Consider the following 19,422-nt stretch of genomic DNA (forward strand, 5'->3'; position numbering starts at 1 on the left):
TCAGAAAAAATCCCCAATAAATACTATGTAATCAAGTCACTAGGGGTAATGCTTATAAAGTTAAGCGATAAACAGATTTTACATTTTCAAAAATACCAGACCTTATTTCCGATAAACGGTTCAAGTGTTCTGTTTGAGAACATGCCTGTCTCCAACAAAAAACAAAACTCATCACAAAAAAGAAGAACCTGACCCCATGTTCAGGTCAGGCTCTGATTGTATTTGTGAATCGGTGGCTTAGTTACGGCGACCGCCACGACCGCCACGTTTACCTTCTGTGTTACGACGCAAGGAAGACAAGCGATCGTCAGAGTCTTTCAAGAAAGAACTCATCAATGAATCGAAATCTTCTTTTTTATCATTACCAAAACTGCCGCGACCTTGACCACCGTGACCACCACGGTTGAAAGGTTTCTTGCCGCCACGGTCTTGTGGACGAGCAGCTGATTTACCAGCAGGCGCTTTGGAGTATTCCCGTTTTTCTTGTTGTGGTTTGTCTTGGGCTTTGCGGATGGACAAGCCAATCTTGCCATCGTTTCCGACAGAAGTCACCAAGACGGTTACTTCATCCCCGACTTTCAAGACCTCATTGATATCTTTCACATACCCGTCAGAGACCTCGCTGATGTGGACCAAACCAGTCTTGCGTGAGCCTAAATCGACAAACGCCCCAAAATTTGTGATACCTGACACTTTTCCTTGAAGTTTTGCTCCTACTTCGATTGCCATTAACAGATGTTCCTCCTATTTTTATGGAAATGCCACAAATTGCGGCACTCCGGGTTGACCTTGATTAAGTGTAGTTTACTGCGAATCAGCAGTGGTTGCTGTAGATGAATGCGTATCTTCTAACGCTTTTTGGACTTCTTTTTCGACAGCATCGGCCGCTTCATTTTGCTCCGGTGTCGGATAAACAGTTTCGCCATCTTTGGAATAGAAGAAACGATTACGGGCTAATTTTGCTACGTAATCTTCATCATTGAGATAAGCCACTTCTTTTTCCAACGTTGCGACATTTTTGGCAACGAGGTCATGATCGGCTACGGCTTCTTCTTTGATGGTCTGAAGTTTTTGGACTTGCTGGTAATCTTGGTATAGCTGAAAACCAACAAAACCGAAAATCAGTAAGGCAATCGTAAAAATAAATCCCAATCGTCGCTTGCGAAAGACTGCTTGACGGTGCTCTTTCATCAGCTGGGCTGTCTGAGCTTTGGCAAAGTCATTATCCAGTTGTGTCACCTTCTGATCCCGTCCTTGCATCATGACGATGTGCTCCTATCTTTACGTAATTTACAATTCCAAGTTCCGCTAGACCGGTCCTAGGAAGTTGCTCTTGTTTTCAGTCAACTTTCCCGACAGAATCCATCAAAAAACCGACTACCTCAACTAATTTCTTATTATACCAACTATGGCAGGTGTTGTCTAATGGAAATCTAACCTTATTCGTTCCGATTCTCGGCAATTATTTCATACATATTGGCAGCATCTTCTTTTTTGGTGGATTCGTGAAGTTCAGAAACCTTGATTTCCATCGTTTTATTGCCAAATTGGATCGTCAACACATCACCGATTTTGACAGTAGAAGAAGATTTCGCCAATTTGCCATTGATTTGGATGCGACCTTTATCCGCCACTTCTTTGGCCACGGAACGTCGCTTAATAATTCTTGAAATTTTTAAAAATTTGTCTAAACGCATGGTCTACCTACTTTCTATTTTTAAATGTCAGTATTTTTTTACCAAAAGGAAGCATTAGCCACTCCCGGATGGTGAAAAGCTCGATTCGAACAGCTTGCCAGATAAAAATTGTCACACCTAGGCCCACCCCACCGATGGCAATCAATAACGAGCTAAGACGATGAGTTTGCGGATCCCAAATAATGACCAAGAACAACAAGTAACCTAAAATCATGATAGCCATCATTAGGGTACAACGCAATAATTTTCGTGAAAATCTTCCTTCCCGCCAAAAGGCATTGACGCCAGCCGTTTCACGGCGAATCAAAAGCAGCAAAGTTCCCAGCAAGCCCAGCAAGGTCGACCAACTGGCTCCTGTGGTCCCCAACCACCAAGTCAACGGCCAAGTCGTAAGGAACTTGAGCAACAGCCCCCACGCTGCGGCCTTCAGAGGAACACGAAAATGATTCTGGCTTTGATAGATGCTTTGATAAGCTTGAATCAATCCCATCAAAAAGACTGCTCCGGTAAAGACAATCAAGGGCAGATTACCAGTAGCATCTTTAAATAGAGCGAAGTTGATGAAGGGCATCAACAGCGTCAAGCCCACCGTAGCGGCTAACGAGATACTCGCAGTCAGTCGTAAGTAAATCTTCGTCGTCGCCAAAAAACGCGACTGCTTTTTTTCTAGCAAGTACTTCGTTAATGTTGGCAAAAACGTAGAGCTTAATGCCCCAGCCACCACCAGCCCCAGTTGGACCAAGGGTTGACCACGATCATAGACCCCTTTAGCCACACGAGCCGCTTGTGGCAGCAGTCCCCCTGCTTGCAAAGCATTAACCACGGCAAAAGAATCGACTAGCTGAAAGAGGATCAACAAGCCACTATAAATCGACAGCAAACCGCCTTCTAATAAGAACCGGCGTAGGAGCGGCGAATCGCTTTTTTGAAAGGACTTAAGAGAAGTTAGCCCGAGAGTACCACCGGTGATTTTCCGCTGATAATAAAGCAGGATCCAGATGGCCACTAAGCCACCACAAATGGCGCCGCCCATGGCAATCGTACCCGCTTGGTAAACGCTCAATCCCAGTTGTCGAAAAGCTAAGGCACCGCCTAAAATGACTGCCACTCGCACGATTTGCTCGCTCACTTGAGAAACCGCTGTGGGAACCATCATCAAGTTTCCTTGAAAGTTGCCTCGGTAAAAGGACAAGATGGGAACAAATAAAAAAGCAAACGCTACGACGCGAATCAACGGGGCCAACTGGCCATCTCCCATCAAGTTTGCCAAAAACTGCGCCCCTAAAAATGCCCCTAAAAAGAGAGCCACGCCAGTTGCTAATACAATCGGATAAAGTTTATGAATGGCTTGCTGCTGGTCTTTCGGCGATTTTTGCTCGGCCACATATTTGGAAATAAATTGAGGCAATCCCGACAATGCTAAGGTCATCGCCAAGCCATAGATGGGATAAACTTGTTGGTAGACATAAAAGCCCTCATCTCCCACCAAGTTTTGAAAAGGCACCCGATAGATGGCACTGAGAAGTTTGGCAACAAAAGAGGCTACCGTTAGGACAAAGGCCCCCTGCATCACCCTTTGCATTTGATTTTTGGCCATCTGATCACCGCCTTTTTAAGTTTGAAATAGCTTTAAGAAAGCCGATTTGGTCCACTTTCCATGAGTAAAACACTGGCAGTCATTGGCAACTAACACACCAATCACTTGCCAAGCCTCACCAGCTTAATCATGCCAAGTCGCATGAGGCAAATACTTAGCCACGGCTTCATAAATATCATCAACAGTCCCCGCCAGCAGATGCATCTCCAAGGTGACGGTAGGTTGGTTTTCGGCTTTGACCAAGAGTTGAGAGCGATAGTCCGTTTCAGTCCTCCCGCTACGTGTACTAGTTCTACTAGCCAGCTGATGCCTTACGCTGATAATTTTCGAAGCTGGCAAGCGCACCTCTTGCCAAGGTTGTTTACGAAGGACTACTTCATATTTGTTGATTTCCAGCATCGGTTTTTTCGTAAGTAACCAACCTAAACTAGTAATCAAGCCAAATAATCCCACACCGACAAACACCAAGACAACTAAAAGAGAAAACAGTTTGAAAACTAGCGGACTCGCCCCATTTTGCTCTGAAAAAAGCATCCCAATCACTACACTGATGAACACTAGGGTAAACAGACTGCCCAATAAATTGCGCCACAACAGGCGTTTATTACTATAAAACTCCATGAACTTCCCCCATTGATAAGCCAGCTTAGTCTGCTTGTTTCACCGGTTTACTTTGATATTTTTGATGTCGCAAAGCCTGAACAAATTCTTGAACTTCATGCAGCCAAACCGCTTCTGTCATCTTCTTATCAATCGTCAACGTGATGGTCATCTTATCTTTGTCTTGAGCCATAGACGCTTTCATCTTGGTGGCTCCTAGTGCTTCAAACAACTGCTCGACGGTATAGGTCTTGGTGCCGACTTTGCTCAATACAAAGCGGATCTTGTCGCCGATTTTGCGGATGGTTTCCAACAACGCCCGGTCGCCGTCCATCTTGATTTGTCCGACTGTCAATAAATGAGAGACTTCTTCTGGGAATTCCCCGAAGCGATCCAATAAATCATCTTGAATTTCATCGAGGTTTTCTTCTGTCTCCATCTCCCGGATACGTTTATAAATCTCGATTTTTTGCCGCTCGTCTTCGATATAAGTCACTGGCAAGTAGGCATCGATACCCAAGTCAATTTCTACCGAAGTTTTTTCATTTTGAGCATTCTTCCCTTGCTTACGCGCCACCGCTTCACTGAGCATTTGCGAATACATATCAAAGCCGACAGCATCGATAAAGCCGTGCTGTTGTGCCCCAAGAAGATTCCCCGCCCCACGAATAGACAAGTCCCGCATGGCAATTTTGAAGCCGGAGCCTAATTCGGTAAAATCCTTGATAGCTTGGAGGCGTTTTTCGCTGACTTCATTTAAGACTTTTTGTGGCTCATACATAAAGTAAGCATAGGCTACCCGGTTACTACGTCCCACCCGGCCTCGCAATTGATACAAGGTGGAAAGCCCCATGTAATCGGCATTTTCCACAAACAGGGTATTCACATTGGGAATATCTACCCCGGTTTCAATAATCGTAGTAGTGACCAAAATATCGTAGACCCCTTCGATAAAGTCGAACAAGGTATTTTCCAGCTGAATCTCCGTCATCTGACCATGGGCATAAGCAATCCGCGCATCGGGCACCAACATCTGAATCTCATCGACTTTTTTCTCGATAGTTTCTACGCGATTGTACAGATAAAAGACTTGGCCCCCTCGAGAAAGTTCTCGTTGGATGGCTTCACGAATGGCCCCCGGATTTTTTTCCATCACATAGGTTTGAATCGGATAGCGATTTTCCGGTGGCGTTTCGATAACCGACAGATCTCGCACTCCCAACATCGACATGTGCAAGGTCCGCGGAATCGGGGTGGCTGTCAAAGTCAACACATCCACTTGGGTCCGCAATTGTTTCAGCCGCTCTTTATGTTTTACGCCAAAACGTTGCTCTTCATCGATTACCAATAGGCCCAAATCCGCAAACTTCACATCTTGGGAGAGCAAGCGGTGGGTGCCCACTACGATATCCACTTGGCCGGTACGGAGCTTTTCGATGGTTTCTGCTTGTTGTTTCTTCGTGCGGAAACGGCTCAGTTGCCCGATATTTACCGGAAAGCCTTCAAAGCGATCGATCATGGTTTCATAGTGTTGTTGTGCTAGGATCGTCGTCGGTGCTAGAAAGGCCACTTGTTTGTTTTCCTTGATGGCTTTAAAAGCAGCCCGCAAAGCGACTTCCGTCTTCCCAAAACCGACATCCCCCACCAACAAGCGATCCATCGGGCGGGCTCGTTCCATATCTTTTTTGATTTCGGCGGTACTACGGAGTTGGTCCTCAGTTTCACTATAAGGAAACGCATCTTCAAACTCTTTCATATAAGCATCATCAGGGCCATACGCATAACCTTTTTCAGATTCCCGTTGCGCGTACAGTTTGATCAGATCATCGGCGATATCTTCAATCTTACCGGTGACTTTTCGCTTAGTTTTACTCCACTCGCTACCACCGAGTTTATTGATTTTCGGTGTTTTCGACTCAGCCGCTACATATTTTTGAATCAAGTTAAGCTGAGTGACTGGAATAAAGAGTTTGTCATCATTTTGGTAGAGGATGGTCAGGTAATCTTGATGCACCCCATCGACTTCCAAGGTTTGCATCCCAATGTATTTGCCGATCCCGTGGTTGGCATGGACGACGAAATCCCCCGGTTTCAGCTCATTGTAGCTTTTCAGACGTTCGGCATTGGTGATGGTTTGCCGGCGTCCCCGTTTGCGTTTAACTTGTTGGAAGATTTCTTTTTCTGTCACCACTACCAGGCGATCTTGGGGCATTTCGAAACCATTGGCCAACTGGGCTTCGATGATTTGCGTCCGTCCCAAAATCAATCGGTGGGCTTCTGCGGTCACAGCATAAATATCGTGGTCCCGCATATTTTGTTCCAATTTTTTGGCCCGCTCTTGATCGGAAACCACAAAGATGACCGTCTGACCTTGTTTTTCCCAACGATCCACTTCAGTTTTCAACAAGCCCATCTGACTGAAAAACTGCTGCATCGGGCGGTATTGGAAATTTAAGATAGAAGAAAAGCGCAGATTCCCCATCCCTTTTTGGAACAAGGCGAAATAGGTCGTCGTAAACCCTTCATCCCGGAAAAATTCGTGGCTATCCCGACCAAACGTCTGCTCGGCAAAAACTCGCAGCTCGCTGATTTTTTGCGTGTGCCACTCGCCTTCTTCCCGCTGAATCTCCCGGTCGGTTTCCATGATTCGCGGATAATCATCTACCATTAATAAGGTGTTTTGCGGGAAGTAATCGGCTAAACCCGTCTTTTCCGGATACAACAAATCCAGATAAAACTGGGCGTTGTCTCCGGGAATGCCGGCTTTCCACGAACTAGTCAGCTGACCGAAATACTCTTCCAAAAAACTCTTGTCTACCTCTTCTTTGGTAACGGCTAGACGTTTTTCCAGAAGTTCTTGTAGACTGGCAGCCCCCACTTCCAAATCCTCTGGAGCAAAAACCAGCTCCGTCGTCGGTGTGATGACCACCTCTTCGGCATTGCCCACCGAGCGCTGAGTTTCCACGTCAAAATAACGCATGGAATCTACTTCGATATCAAAGAGTTCCACCCGCACTGGGTATTCTGAGGTCAAAGGATAGATGTCGATGATGCTCCCCCGGATGGAAAACTCCCCCGGCTTCATGATCATCTGTTGCCGCTCATAGCCCATCAACACCAATTGTTGAGGCAATTCATTAAGGTCTAGTTCACTGCCGATTTGCCAATGAAATTGAGCGTTGCGCCACGTTTCCGGCATTGGTAAATATTTCCGCAAAGCTGCCAAGGGTACCACGTAAATTCCGGGTTGCTCCGCTGCGATGGCATTTAGCGTATTGATGCGATCGACACGGGCTTCCGGAGAGGCAAAAGCCATCTCCGCCGACAGCACCTCGTCCACCGGATAGACAAAAACATCCTCGCAAACATTTCGAAGATCGTCGGCGAGTTGGTTCATATAATAGAGATTCGGCACCACCAAGAGGATTGGCCGTTTGAAAGTTTGGTAAGTAGACGCAATCGCTAACGTTTTTGCCGAACCAGCTAAGCCCGTCAACAGTTGCCGTTCTTGTTCTTCTTTGATTTGTCGTTGCCATTGTTCCACGAGGGAAATCTGGCTAACTGCTTGGATCAGATCCATCAGTTCACCTGCTTCTTTCTACTATTCTCGTTTAAGGAGTGCCTGCGTTTATCCGTTAAACCGATTCATCGCCTGCACAAAATCGCCGGTTTCGCATATAAACTCACAGGCAGCCACTGCTCGTTGCAAACTCTCTTCCAATAAAGGCGCGTCTTCTTTGCTAAAAGGACTCAACACATGATTCACCACTGTCATCTTTGGTGCTGGGCGACCGATCCCGATTTTCACCCGATCGAATTCTTGGGTACCAAGATGGGCAATGATGCTCTTGAGACCGTTGTGTCCACCAGCCGAACCTTTTTGGCGCAACCGCAACTTTCCGAGATTCATATCCAAATCATCGTGAACCACGACTAATTCATCATTTGCCACGCCGAAATAAGTCATCAAAGGACCAATCGCCCGCCCGGATTCGTTCATAAAGGTTTGGGGTTTCACCAAGAGAATTTTTTCCCCATTGACAAAAAAATCGGCCACTTCTGCTTCAAAGGGGTTACTTTTAAAGGTGACATTATGGGCTTTTGCTAATCGATCCACCGTCATAAAGCCAACATTGTGTTTGGTATGTTCATATTTGCGACCGGGATTTCCCAGTCCTGCAATCATTTTCATAGGACTCTCTAACTTCCTTTATTCGCCATTTTTTTAGTTATCTGAAAACAGCACAAAAGGCTGGAGAAAAATTTCTCCAGTCCAAAATCGCGCTTTTTTCGATTATAGCACAGTTGTTGCGAATTTGGCTTCAAGATACCGTAGCTTTGGGCTTTCTTTAAGAAAACCACTAAAAAGTAACAGCTACCGTTCAATTCTTTCAGAGAAACTAGGAAGCTCCATAAAAACCAGAGGGCTTCTCTGTCGGAAATTCTACGATAATACTAGCATCGGTCATTACTGGCAATAGAATCGTGACTAAATTGCTTTTCTTTGGGCATTTGACACGCTGCCAATACCTACCAAAAGCTAAAAGGGTCATTGGAACTTCAGGCGGAAGAATTTACTTTTTGCTAGTTGACACCTAAGATAAACCCTGTATCGTTTTCTTCACTCTCATCTCTTATCTGTACCTTTCACAAGATTTAACAAAAAGGCTAGTTCCCGACAATGTAACCATTATCAAAATGAAACACATCAAAAATCTGTTATACTCAAAGGCATATTACATGACAAACCAAAGGCTAAATGATACGATTGTTTTGGATAAGAAACCGAAGTATATCTCGCCTTGAGATTCGGAAAGTGCAATTATTCACCTGTTGGCGATTTGCCTGATGACAAGTTCTCCGCTAGTGGTTGCCTCTCCTCTCTCATTGCCCATTTAAGAAAGGACGGATAGTAACATGACGGAAAAAGAAAATACCAATTCATTAAAAGACCACCAAAAAGTAATCTTGGTGGGAGATGGCGCCGTGGGTTCTAGCTACGCATTTGCCCTTGTTACTCAAAACATCGCCCAAGAAGTTGGGATTGTCGATCTTAACGTGAAAAAAACAGAAGGTGACGCCCTTGACTTGACCGATGCTTTGGCTTGGACTTCCCCTAAAAAAATCTACTCTGCTACTTATGCTGATGCCCACGATGCTGATTTAGTTGTAATTACTGCTGGTGCTCCGCAAAAACCAGGAGAAACTCGACTAGACTTGGTACACAAAAACTTGAAAATCAACCGGGACGTGGTTAGTCAAATCGTCGCTTCTGGCTTCAAAGGTATTTTCTTAGTAGCGGCTAACCCCGTAGATATCTTGACTTACGCAACTTGGAAATTCTCTGGTTTCCCTAAAGAACGCGTCATCGGAACCGGGACTTCTCTGGATTCTGCTCGTTTCCGTCAAAAGATTGCTGAAATGGTTGGCGTCGATGCCCGTAACGTCCATGCCTACATCTTAGGCGAACACGGCGATTCTGAATTCCCTGTATGGTCTCATGCCAATGTCGGCGGCTTGCAAATTTATGAATGGGTGAAACAAAACCCAGACGTGGATGAAGAAGCAATGGTTAACTTGTTCTTCGGTGTGCGGGATGCGGCTTACAACATTATCGACCGTAAAGGCGCAACCTTCTACGGGATTGCCGTAGCCATGGCACGGATTACCCGAGCAATTTTGGATGATGAAGGTGCGATTTTCCCACTTTCCGTCTACATGGACAACCAATACGGCCAAGATGACATCTACATCGGAGCTCCTGCCGTGGTCAATGCCCAAGGTGTCCAACAAGTCATCGAAATCGAACTTTCCGACTCTGAACAAGACCGGATGAATGCCTCAGCCAAACAATTGAAAGAAGTCTTAACCCAAGCCTTTGAAAAATTAGCAGCTGAAGATGCCGCAGCTGGGAAATAATCCCAATAGATAACTGATAGATTGGAGCAGGCAATAGCTTGCTCCTTTTTTTACCGGCAGTTTTTACCGAAAAAATGACAACTTTTCTACAATTAACGACGGTAAAAACGAAAGAACTTGTTATTCAACAAAAATAAAAAGAGTGACTAAATTCCCACAAAGCTAGCAAGAGACTAGTCGTTCTTAAATATTCTCTTTAGCATAATGTCAAATGCTAGTAATTTATGCAAATCATGCTATGATTGTGCTAGAATCAGATACTGAAGACTAAAAAATTTGTTGGATATGTCACTACATATAAAGGAGTAAAGAAATGTCACGAAGTAGTCGTAATAAAAAGGGCGGTAAAAAGAAGTTTGTGATTGGTGGATTGTTAGTACTGACGGCAGGGTTGGCCACCGGCTACACAGTCAACGCCAGCAATTATTCCGAACGTTTTTTGCCCAACACGAAAATCAATGACATCGATATTAGCGATATGACTGTCGCTGAAGCCAATAAAGCCTTGAAGGCGAATACTAAAGAAGCCTCTTTTACCATCACTGATGACGGCAGCCCTTGGAAAACACTGCCGCTTTCCGAATTGGGCTTAAAAACCGACTTCACGAAAGATTTGGACCAACTGATGCAAGATCAGAGCCAATGGAGTTGGGGCATGGCCTATGTCTTTGCTGCCGAAAATGATGAACTTAACGGTCTCTCCATCGATCAAGAGGATTTGAAGACGGCCGCCAAGAATATCAAAGGGGAATTGGATACTTTAAACCAAAGTCGGACCACTACCAAAGATGCGACATTGACTAAAGTTGACAACGGTTTTGTTATTACCCCAGAAGTTGCTGGTAATGCCGTGGACAGTGAAGCCATCGCCAAAGACTTGGTGACTGCCGTCAACGCTGACAAAACAACGATGGAATTATTGGACTACACCAAAGCACCGGCTGTTCATGCTGACGATGAGAAGCTGAAGCAAGAACTTGAAACCTTAAACAGCGTTGCCCAAGTGGAAGCGACTTACCAAATCAATGGGGACACCTTCCAAATCCCAACAGAAACTATTTCCAACTGGTTGATTTATGAAGATGGGAAAGTCGATTTGGATCGCGACCAAGTCAAAGCTTATGTGGCTGCTCTCGGAGAAAAATACAATACTTCCACCAATGCCACCACCTTCAAGAGTACCAAACGCGGAGATGTTAAAGTACCGGCAGGAACCTATAGCTGGTCGATCCAAGTAGAAACTGAAACCGATGCTTTAATCGAGCAAATCCTTCAAGGGGAATCCTTCACTCGTTCGCCAATCGTTAAAGGCAGCACCACTGATTCGGCTAATCCATTGATTGGTGACACCTATATCGAAGTCGATCTGAAAAATCAACATATGTGGTACTACAAAGATGGCAAAGTCGTCCTCGAAACAGATGTCGTGACTGGGAAACCAGACAAATTTACCACACCATCTGGGGTCAACTATATTTGGAACAAAGAAGAAGATTCTACCTTAAAAGGGAAAAATGAAGATGGCACTGACTATGCAACACCAGTAAATTACTGGATGCCAATCGACTGGGAAGGCGTCGGGATTCACGATGCCAACTGGCAACCAACGTTTGGTGGCGAACGCTACTTGACCAATGGCTCCCACGGCTGTGTCAATACTCCGCCAGATGTGATGAAAGAACTGTTTGAAAAAGTAGAACTTTATACCCCAGTTTTGGTATTTTAAGAGAACTAATTAAAAAGTGCCCAGCAACGAAATTGGTTGCTGGGCACTTTTTTAACGAAAAAAACATGCAATTAAAAGCCTTCTGTCGTTGGTGACTTGCAAGGAATAAAACCCTCGTCCAATCAAGCGACAAGTAGCTAATCAGCTCCGCCTTTCGTTGCTACAAAAGCAACTGTTTCTGAATTTGCTGAATACGGGTGACCAGCTACATTGGCGTAAAAATCAACCTGAGAAAAGCCAATTTCTACCAGTTCTTTTTTCATCTTTTCTGGGGTGGTGACAGTCTCTCAAATGAGAAATTCTTTTTGGAGGTAACCATCAGAATCCAACAAATCGTGTTGATCCAGGTAGGTTTCACCTGGCACTACCTCTTGTTGGACGCTTAGGTGGAGACAGTCTGTAGCTGACCAAAAGCTCCCTGCAGGTTCATGCTTCCAGACGCTCCTCGGGATAAACCCGCGATATTTCTCAGGAGTAAAACTATCAAACACCAAGCTCCCCCCGACTTGCAGGTGTTTTAAACACGCTTGTAACAATTCTCTTCGCTGCCTCGGCGAAAACACACCGATGTCACAATAAATCAGTAAAATCAGCTGATATTTTTCGTCAATCCCTTCTTCCAATATCTTTAAGTAGTTGCCCAGTTGGTAATTGATTGTAAGCTTTTGTTCCAGGGCTTGTTGGCGGGCATAGTCGATACTTATTTTTGAAAAATCAAAACCGCTGACTTGATAGCCAAACCGGGCTAAGGGGCTGGTGTATAATCCCGGCCCACAGCCTAAATCCAAGACTTGCGCAAAACTTTTAGCAGGAAAGTGCTGGGTCAGCCAAGTCACTGATTCCTGAATAAACTCGTGATTCCGAGAAGCCCCCTCCCCTTCAGGATCCAAATGCTGTTGTAACATTTGCCTCGCAATATAGGGATCTTGCCAGATGGAATCATGTCCTTGTTGAAAGGGTTGCGGGTGTAGCTGAATTTTTCGAACCATAAAAAACTCCTTTACAGCAGTGATGATGACCAAAAGACGACAAAAAAACGCAGAAATAGACGGCACCCCAAATAAACGACTTCTGCTACAAAAAACGAGAGCATTGCGTTTATTGGTTGGTCTGTTTCCACGTTTCACTAGCTTACTTTATCGTATGAGTAGTGCGCCGGACTGGGCACCGCCCCTTTCTTATGGGAATCATCACTGCTTCCTTCAATTATAAAGCATCCCCGGCTCGTTGTCATTGAGAAATGACTCATTGCTCTTGATTACGTAGGCTGATAATCAACACCACCAACAATAATAGCGACACACACCAGATGGAGCGGCCTTTCATCACCGTAGCCAGCAGGGTGCTGAAGATCGCCCCTGCGAAAAAGCCGGCAACAATCGTAGCCGTGTATTTGATTTTGAAGCTAGCAGTTGGATCTTTTGTGAAAAAATAAGCGTAAAGATAATCACTGATCGAGCGCAAGTTGCCAGTCGTCATAGTGGTAGCATAAGGCAACCCCGCCAGACGCCGATACGCAGCATATTGAATAGCAGCAAAAAAGGATAACGCCGAGTTAATCACTAAATCACTGGCAATCGGGGCGACCCCACCTACCACAAAAATCCCCACCAATTCAAAGGCGACAGCGACATTTTGCCAAGTGACAAAATGACCTTTAGGGTACTTATGCTTCAGCCAGTCGGTCACAATGATCCCCACCATAAAAATAACAATCGGCACCAAGTAACGGACAATCTGATGAAAATGCCCGCGAGCGAGACTAACCCCCAGCAAGATCACGTTCCCCGACTGCATACTAGCAAAAACTTCTCCATGAAAAAGATAAGTATAGACATCCAGAAAGCCCCCCGCCATCGCGAGTAAGATACCGATGGGCAGACTTTCGTGGATGGCTACTCGACGATCGACAAATTTGGGAATCCTCACAAGCACTCCCTCATCAATCTTCTAAGCTGGTGTAGACGTCGGACACATCGTCATCGTCTTCTAACTTGTCTACCAATTGTTCCAGTTGGGCTTTTTGGTCATCATCTAGGACAACTGTGGTTTGAGGTACCATAGTCAACTCTGCTTGAGCCAATTTGAAGCCGTCTTGTTCCAATTGGTCCCGCACGGTGGTGAAATCTTCTGGCGCGGTATAAATTTCAAAAACTTCTGGTGAGGTCAACATATCTTCGGCTCCCGCTTCGATAACATCTTCCAACATGGTATCTTCATCTACCGCTAACCCAGCTCGTTCAATGGCAATATAGCCTTTGCGGTCAAACATATAGCTAACAGAGCCGGTTTCGCCAAGGTTGCCACCATTACGCGTAAAAGCGACTCGTACGTTAGTGGCGGTCCGGTTGCGGTTATCCGTCAAGGTATGCACTAAGATCGCTACCCCACCAGGACCATAGCCTTCATAGACGATTTCATCATAGTTTTCCCCTTCGCCAGCTGAAGTAGCTTTTTTGATGGCCCGCTCGACATTATCATTGGGCATATTGGCTGCTTTGGCTTTGTCCATCACTAGACGCAGCGCCGGGTTATCATCGGGATTGGGACCGGAAGCTTTTGCGGCCATGTAGATTTCCCGCGAAAGCTTTTGGAAGATCTTCCCCCGTTTGGCATCTTGTGCGTTTTTCCGTCCTTGAATATTGTTCCACTTTGAATGTCCTGACATAGTAAGTCCCTCCGTAATTGATGATTATGCTTTCCGATTAATTGGCGAATCGGTTAACTCGCGTTATTTTTGGCTGTCCATCAGTGTCAAATTGGTGGCAGCAAGTGAATTGGCTTCTCTTTTATTGTAGTCTTTTACTGAAAATTTTCAACGGTTCCGATCTGAGTGAAACTTAAGTGAAGTTCTTCTTGGCCAGTCCCTTCATCAACTTTCACTTCTACCAGTTGGAATCCTTCCCGCAAATAAAAAGCCACCGCTTGTTCATTGTCTTGATAAACTTGTAAATATAAGGGATTTCGCTGACTTTTGGCAACATCCAACAGTTGTTTACCGATACCTTGGGAACGTCTCCTAGCAGCCACGAATAAGCCAGCAATCAGATTTCCCTGTAAGCCGATAAAGCCCGTGATGGCCCCATCCTCTTCTTGACAAACAAACAGGTCCGCTTTAGGCAAAAGCTCTCGTACCAGCTCATAGTTGTCTTGCCAATAACTTGCGGGAATAAAGGAATGGGCCTCTTGATTGCTAACTAGCCACAAGTCCATCACCTCAGCTAAATCCTCCGGTAAAAATTCACGAATCATATTTACCACTTCCTTTCACCGAAGACGCTTGCGTTGGACCACTAAGACTACCAATACCAAAATCACTGCCGTCAAGGCCCCCATGGAATCTAGCATGACATCTTCAAACAAGGGTGTACGTCCCCCTGTCAACTGTTGGTGAAACTCATCCATCCCGGCATAACCGGTGGCAGCTAGCCACGCAAAAAAGCCGCCCCACCAAAAATGCTTTATCTTCAAATATAAGCCTATACAAAAACTGCCCCCCATCACAAAGTAAGTCATAAAATGCGCCCCTTTACGAATAAAAAATTCGATAAACTTCGCGTATCCCACGGCTTGAATACTTTGCTCCTGACCAGCATAGCCAAAAGAAAGCTTGCCTAAAGGTTCCTTCAAGGGTTGACCTGTCAATAATTTACCAATCAAATCCGTCTGCGACTGTTGCTCATAGGTCTGAGAAGAGCTGATAAATAAGATGACCATGATGGCAATGCCGATAGCGAAGTAAAGATTGGGATTTTTCCCTAGTTTTTTCACGGATTCTCCTCGATTTCTGCTTTGGATTTCTTCTCTATCTTATCATGATTTCCAGAAAATTTTAGCAGTTTAAGGCGATATGCTATACTGAAAGCAGCAAAAAGCCAGATCCGGATGATTTTCTTAAACTTCATCCACCGAAAACGACAGAAATGAGGAAACCTTATGACCTATTCACTGACTTGGGATTTGGAGTCCATCTTCCCTGGTGGCAGCCAATCCCCCGAATTACAAACCCGCTTGACACAGCTGACTGAAGAAATCGCTGAGCTGACCAACTTGATCCAGCAACTAGATTTGACTAGTCCCGACGCATCGGCACAATTAACCGTCGTACTCACCAAAATGACCAACGTCAGCAATGGTTTGAACCAATGCAGTACCTTTGTCGAAGCCTTGACTAGTCAAAACGTCAACGATCACCAAGCAAAATTGCTAGGTGGTCAATTGGCGCTATTGTATCCACAATTTCAAGGAGCGACCGTGCCCTTAGCCTTAAAATATGCTGCTTGCCCCGATGAACAATGGCAACAATTGCTAGCCGACCCACGCTTGGCAGCCATCGCTTTTCGTCTCAATGAAGAACGCCGTGACGGCCAAGACTCTTTACCAGAAGCGCAAGAAAACATCATCAACCAGCTAGCCCTTGATGGCCAAAGCGCCTGGTCAGAACACTACGACACCATCGTTAGCAGCATCGAAATTCCTTTTACAAAAGAAGATGGCACCAGGGTCAACCTTTCTGCTGGTCAAGCCTTCAATAAAATGATGGGGGATCCTGATCCCGCTGTCCGCGCTGACTTATTTGCCAAATGGGAAACTGCTTGGAGCAAACCAACCGAACTTTTCGCCGATACCTTGAATCACTTGGACGGCTTTCGGCTGACTGATTACAAGCTCCACGGCATCACAGATTTCATGAAACAGCCGTTGCAAGACAATCGGATGTCGAAAACGACTTTGGCTGCCATGTGGCAAACTATCAGCGCCAACAAACAACCTTTCGTAGATTACCTAAACCGTAAAGCTGCTTTGATGGGCAAAGAAAAACTAGACTGGCAAGACCAAGACGCGCCAGTTATCGTGGGCGACTTCAAGGAACGGACCTTCACCTTTGACGAGGCGGCAGCTTTTATCATTCAACACTTCGGTGAGTTCAGTCCCAAGATGGCTGCTTTTGCCAAATCTGCTTTTGAAAAGTGCTGGATTGAAGCGGAAGACCGCCCCGGCAAACGTCCCGGTGGCTATTGTGCCGGTTTACCAGAAACAAAAGAGTCCCGGATTTTCATGACCTATGGCAATGCAATCGGTGAAGTCGCAACCTTGGCTCACGAGCTAGGTCACGCCTTCCATAGTTCTGTGATGTGGGATTTGCCTAGCATGAACCAAGACTATGCTATGAACGTTGCCGAAACTGCCAGCACCTTCGCGGAGCTGATTGTTGCCGATGCAAACTTGCAAGGAGCCACGACACCAGAAGAGAAGATCAACTTGCTAGACATCAAAATGCAAAATGCCATCGCTATGTTTATGAATATCCATGCCCGTTTTCTTTTTGAACAAGATTTCTACACAGCCCGCCAAAAAGGCCTCGTCGCTTCGTCAGAAATCACTGAAAAAATGCTAACCGCTCAAAAAGAAGCCTACTGTGATTGCTTAGGTAGTTGGCATCCTCATTTTTGGTCAGCAAAACTCCACTTCTTCATTGATGACGTACCATTTTACAACTTCCCTTATACCTTTGGCTACCTCTTCAGCCTCGGTATCTACGCCAAAGCGCAAGCAACCGGCACCGGCTTTGAGGACCAATACATCGCCCTCTTGCGGGATACCGCTGCCATGACTACCGAAGAATTGGCGCAAAAACACCTAGACGTGGACTTGACCCAACCTGACTTCTGGCAAGCGGGAATCGATGTATTGAAAAAAGATATCGATGAGTTTATGACCTTGACGGAGGCATTTTTGCCGGCTTAGAACAAGGAAGAAAACGTCGTGCAGCTTAGCGAAGGAAGCCGGATGCTTTTGGCATACGCCCGTCACTTTTGTAAGCTATTCTGATCTAAAAATCACCCCACATCATTTTATCCATCAAAAAACAGGCTGGACAGACCGCCGGAGAATTCCACTTTTTAAGAGGGATTCTCCTCCACAAGTCCAGCCTATTTTTAATACAAAAAAGGAAGAAACTGCAGCTCTACGCTGTGGTTTCTTCCTTTACGCTAATTTTATTTCAATTACATAGACACGGCAAAGTCAAATGAATACCATTGTGATTCTTGTTGAATCCGAACAGCACCACCAGGACTTGGCGCATGGATAAACCAACCGTTACCCAAAGCGATAGCTACGTGGTAAGTCCCACCTTGAGGACCACGGAACAATAAATCGCCGGCTTTGGCTTGAGACGTGCTGATGATAGGACCATTACCTTCTTGTTGAGTCGTCGTCCGACCAATTTCACGGCCATAAGCTTCTCGATACACATAAGAAGTAAAACCAGAACAGTCAAAACCACTTGGATCAGACCCGCCCCAAACGTAAGGGACACCAATGTATTTCTTCGCTGTGGCAATCAAATCGCCACCAGTATTTGGTACTTCTGGCGTTTCTGGCTCTGGTGTTTCTGCTTTTGGTGTTTCCACTACTGGTGCTTCAACTTCAGGAGTTTCTTCCACCGGTGTTTCTGTTTCAGGTGCTTGGCTTTCCGGCGTTTCAACTACTGGTGCTTCGCTTTCTGGTGCATTGCTTTCAGTGCTAGACTCCGGTGTTTGATTACTTTCAATTGTTGTTTCAGAGCTTTCTTGACGGCTAGCTTCTGAACTTTCGCTGGTAGTAGATGAGCTAGCGACGGTAGTTTCTGGTGCTGCAACTGAGGAAGAGGCGGTTTCAGCAGTCGCTGTATTGCCAGATTCTAACGCTGCTTGTTCTTCACGTTCCTGTTGAGCTGCTTGTTGGGCAGCCCGTTGACGAGCAACTTCTTCTAATCGTTTTTCTTCAGCAATCCGTGCTTTTTCTGCTTCAGCTTCAGCTTTCGCATCTTCTAATTGTGCTTTCTTGCCTTCTGCTTTGTTTTGTTCCAAAGCAAGGTCGGCTTTCATCAAGTTCAAATCGGCTTGTTTTTCCATGCTGATACTCTTTTGTTGTTCCAATTCAGCTTGGTTAGCATCCAATTTATTTTGTTTTTTCTGATTTTCAACGGTTTTGTCTTCCACGGCTTGTTTATCCGCTTTTTGTTCTTTGACTAACTCGTTGTTGGCATTGACGATAGTCGTCATAGCCGTTACTTTACCGACAGCATCGGAAAGTGATTTAGCGTTTAAGACAGTAGCGATAATCGAAGTATTTTCACCATTGACTTGGACGTCCCGGGCTTGGTTTTTAATCTTTTCTTCCCGTTTGGCAATCCGCGCTTCCAAATCGGCAATCTCAGCTAACAACTGATCTTGTTCTTTTACCAAGGCAGTTTGTTCTTTCACCAATTTGTCTGCTTTTTTCGTCATGGCCGCAACTTCTGCTTCCAAGGTATCAATTTGTGCTTGCGCATCATTTTGTTGTGATTTCAAACTACTAATTTTTTGATCTTGTTTTTGGATTTCGGTATCGAATTCGTCCGCCGCGGCCGCAACTGGTGCTGCAACTGCAGAGAGTAACAATGAACATACCAACAAAGCTGATAATCCACGTTTCTTCACGTTGTTTTTCCTCCGACTGGCTTAGATTACGAAAATTTATTCCGTGAGCAAGACTTAAGATAATCTTAAATCTATTCTGACAAACTGAATTGTACCATAAGCATGTGTCAGACTTGAAACACAAATATTACAGTCGTGTGTCAAAGAAACGGCTTACATGACGTTTTGTAATTTTTATCAATGAAAATCCCCTGACATTAGGCTTTCACAAAACATTTTCGCGGGGAAAAGGTCAATCAATAGCCCACTTTTTTTCAAATTGGTGAGGATTACGAGGAGGATAACTCGAAAATAGTTAATCCTCAGCTCTCCGAAAAAACTTTTTTGCAGGGGCATAGCATCCACGCTTAATTCTCGCCTCACACTTTACATTGAGTTTTCGAGACGCTTTTCCTCGAAAACAGACAATCCGCTCCT

General features: G+C 45.2%; 17 protein-coding genes. 3 read left to right on the forward strand and 14 right to left on the reverse strand.

Annotated features, from left to right (window positions below; genetic code table 11):
- Positions 1–237: 237 nt before the first annotated feature.
- The 7 genes from ACO03U_RS12180 to pth all read right to left on the reverse strand — a co-directional run bounded on the left by ACO03U_RS12180 (position 238) and on the right by pth (position 8,086).
- The gene (locus tag ACO03U_RS12180) at positions 238–729 is read right to left on the reverse strand and encodes a S1 domain-containing RNA-binding protein (RefSeq protein ID WP_161869535.1); all 492 of its coding nucleotides are present in this window, start codon (positions 727–729) and stop codon (positions 238–240) included.
- A gap of 75 nt (positions 730–804) precedes the next feature.
- The gene (locus ACO03U_RS12185; protein WP_161869536.1) at positions 805–1,263 is read right to left on the reverse strand and encodes an FtsB family cell division protein; all 459 of its coding nucleotides are present in this window, start codon (positions 1,261–1,263) and stop codon (positions 805–807) included.
- A gap of 176 nt (positions 1,264–1,439) precedes the next feature.
- Positions 1,440–1,697, reverse strand: a complete 258-nt coding sequence (locus ACO03U_RS12190) for an RNA-binding S4 domain-containing protein (protein WP_161869537.1) — start codon at positions 1,695–1,697, stop codon at positions 1,440–1,442.
- Between the two features lie 7 nt (positions 1,698–1,704).
- Positions 1,705–3,294 (reverse strand): putative polysaccharide biosynthesis protein, encoded by a 1,590-nt coding sequence (locus tag ACO03U_RS12195; protein WP_204687038.1) that lies wholly within the window; start codon positions 3,292–3,294, stop codon positions 1,705–1,707.
- Positions 3,295–3,417: 123 nt separating this feature from the next.
- A complete protein-coding gene (locus ACO03U_RS12200) occupies positions 3,418–3,915 on the reverse strand; it encodes a hypothetical protein (protein WP_204687039.1) in 498 nt (165 codons plus the stop codon).
- A gap of 25 nt (positions 3,916–3,940) precedes the next feature.
- On the reverse strand, positions 3,941–7,474 hold the full coding sequence (gene mfd, locus ACO03U_RS12205; protein WP_204687040.1) for a transcription-repair coupling factor: 3,534 nt from the start codon (positions 7,472–7,474) through the stop codon (positions 3,941–3,943).
- 48 nt (positions 7,475–7,522) lie between these two features.
- On the reverse strand, positions 7,523–8,086 hold the full coding sequence (pth, locus tag ACO03U_RS12210; RefSeq protein ID WP_161869541.1) for an aminoacyl-tRNA hydrolase: 564 nt from the start codon (positions 8,084–8,086) through the stop codon (positions 7,523–7,525).
- A gap of 725 nt (positions 8,087–8,811) precedes the next feature.
- On the opposite strand from pth, the gene ACO03U_RS12215 reads away from it, so the two are divergent.
- Positions 8,812–9,813: an L-lactate dehydrogenase gene (locus tag ACO03U_RS12215; RefSeq protein WP_161869542.1), complete on the forward strand. Its 1,002-nt coding sequence runs from the start codon at positions 8,812–8,814 to the stop codon at positions 9,811–9,813.
- Positions 9,814–10,126: 313 nt separating this feature from the next.
- A complete protein-coding gene (locus ACO03U_RS12220) occupies positions 10,127–11,539 on the forward strand; it encodes a L,D-transpeptidase family protein (protein WP_204687041.1) in 1,413 nt (470 codons plus the stop codon).
- Between the two features lie 137 nt (positions 11,540–11,676).
- On the opposite strand, the gene ACO03U_RS12225 is transcribed toward ACO03U_RS12220, so the two are convergent.
- The 6 genes from ACO03U_RS12225 to ACO03U_RS12250 form a co-directional block, all read right to left on the reverse strand.
- The gene (locus tag ACO03U_RS12225; protein WP_423104864.1) at positions 11,677–11,802 is read right to left on the reverse strand and encodes a hypothetical protein; all 126 of its coding nucleotides are present in this window, start codon (positions 11,800–11,802) and stop codon (positions 11,677–11,679) included.
- A gap of 24 nt (positions 11,803–11,826) precedes the next feature.
- A complete protein-coding gene (locus ACO03U_RS12230; protein WP_204687042.1) occupies positions 11,827–12,528 on the reverse strand; it encodes a class I SAM-dependent methyltransferase in 702 nt (233 codons plus the stop codon).
- A 256-nt stretch (positions 12,529–12,784) separates the two neighbouring features.
- Complete coding sequence (locus tag ACO03U_RS12235) at positions 12,785–13,468, reverse strand: YoaK family protein (RefSeq protein WP_423104866.1); 684 nt, start codon at positions 13,466–13,468, stop codon at positions 12,785–12,787.
- Positions 13,469–13,481: 13 nt separating this feature from the next.
- Positions 13,482–14,207 carry a YebC/PmpR family DNA-binding transcriptional regulator gene (locus tag ACO03U_RS12240; protein ID WP_204687043.1) on the reverse strand — a complete coding sequence of 242 codons (726 nt, stop codon included), beginning with the start codon at positions 14,205–14,207 and terminating at the stop codon, positions 13,482–13,484.
- Positions 14,208–14,341: 134 nt separating this feature from the next.
- On the reverse strand, positions 14,342–14,791 hold the full coding sequence (locus ACO03U_RS12245) for a GNAT family N-acetyltransferase (RefSeq protein WP_204687044.1): 450 nt from the start codon (positions 14,789–14,791) through the stop codon (positions 14,342–14,344).
- A gap of 15 nt (positions 14,792–14,806) precedes the next feature.
- A complete protein-coding gene (locus tag ACO03U_RS12250) occupies positions 14,807–15,310 on the reverse strand; it encodes a VanZ family protein (RefSeq protein WP_204687045.1) in 504 nt (167 codons plus the stop codon).
- A 165-nt stretch (positions 15,311–15,475) separates the two neighbouring features.
- Between ACO03U_RS12250 and ACO03U_RS12255 the strand changes: the two genes are divergently transcribed.
- On the forward strand, positions 15,476–17,287 hold the full coding sequence (locus ACO03U_RS12255) for a M3 family oligoendopeptidase (RefSeq protein ID WP_204687046.1): 1,812 nt from the start codon (positions 15,476–15,478) through the stop codon (positions 17,285–17,287).
- Between the two features lie 260 nt (positions 17,288–17,547).
- Here ACO03U_RS12255 and ACO03U_RS12260 read toward each other — a convergent pair whose 3' ends face one another.
- Positions 17,548–19,005, reverse strand: coding sequence for a C40 family peptidase (locus ACO03U_RS12260; protein WP_204687047.1), 1,458 nt, complete (start codon positions 19,003–19,005; stop codon positions 17,548–17,550).
- Positions 19,006–19,422: the final 417 nt, after the last annotated feature.

It is taken from the genome of Enterococcus diestrammenae, assembly GCF_049384045.1.
GTDB lineage: Bacteria > Bacillota > Bacilli > Lactobacillales > Enterococcaceae > Enterococcus_C > Enterococcus_C diestrammenae.

Coding starts and splice junctions, on each gene's coding strand:
- ACO03U_RS12180 (WP_161869535.1), bottom strand. CDS start 729: ATGGCAATCGAAGTAGGAGCAAAACTTCAAGGAAAAGTGTCAGGTATC.
- ACO03U_RS12185 (WP_161869536.1), bottom strand. CDS start 1,263: ATGATGCAAGGACGGGATCAGAAGGTGACACAACTGGATAATGACTTT.
- ACO03U_RS12190 (WP_161869537.1), bottom strand. CDS start 1,697: ATGCGTTTAGACAAATTTTTAAAAATTTCAAGAATTATTAAGCGACGT.
- ACO03U_RS12195 (WP_204687038.1), bottom strand. CDS start 3,294: ATGGCCAAAAATCAAATGCAAAGGGTGATGCAGGGGGCCTTTGTCCTA.
- ACO03U_RS12200 (WP_204687039.1), bottom strand. CDS start 3,915: ATGGAGTTTTATAGTAATAAACGCCTGTTGTGGCGCAATTTATTGGGC.
- mfd (WP_204687040.1), bottom strand. CDS start 7,474: ATGGATCTGATCCAAGCAGTTAGCCAGATTTCCCTCGTGGAACAATGG.
- pth (WP_161869541.1), bottom strand. CDS start 8,086: ATGAAAATGATTGCAGGACTGGGAAATCCCGGTCGCAAATATGAACAT.
- ACO03U_RS12215 (WP_161869542.1), top strand. CDS start 8,812: ATGACGGAAAAAGAAAATACCAATTCATTAAAAGACCACCAAAAAGTA.
- ACO03U_RS12220 (WP_204687041.1), top strand. CDS start 10,127: ATGTCACGAAGTAGTCGTAATAAAAAGGGCGGTAAAAAGAAGTTTGTG.
- ACO03U_RS12225 (WP_423104864.1), bottom strand. CDS start 11,802: ATGAAAAAAGAACTGGTAGAAATTGGCTTTTCTCAGGTTGATTTTTAC.
- ACO03U_RS12230 (WP_204687042.1), bottom strand. CDS start 12,528: ATGGTTCGAAAAATTCAGCTACACCCGCAACCCTTTCAACAAGGACAT.
- ACO03U_RS12240 (WP_204687043.1), bottom strand. CDS start 14,207: ATGTCAGGACATTCAAAGTGGAACAATATTCAAGGACGGAAAAACGCA.
- ACO03U_RS12245 (WP_204687044.1), bottom strand. CDS start 14,791: ATGATTCGTGAATTTTTACCGGAGGATTTAGCTGAGGTGATGGACTTG.
- ACO03U_RS12255 (WP_204687046.1), top strand. CDS start 15,476: ATGACCTATTCACTGACTTGGGATTTGGAGTCCATCTTCCCTGGTGGC.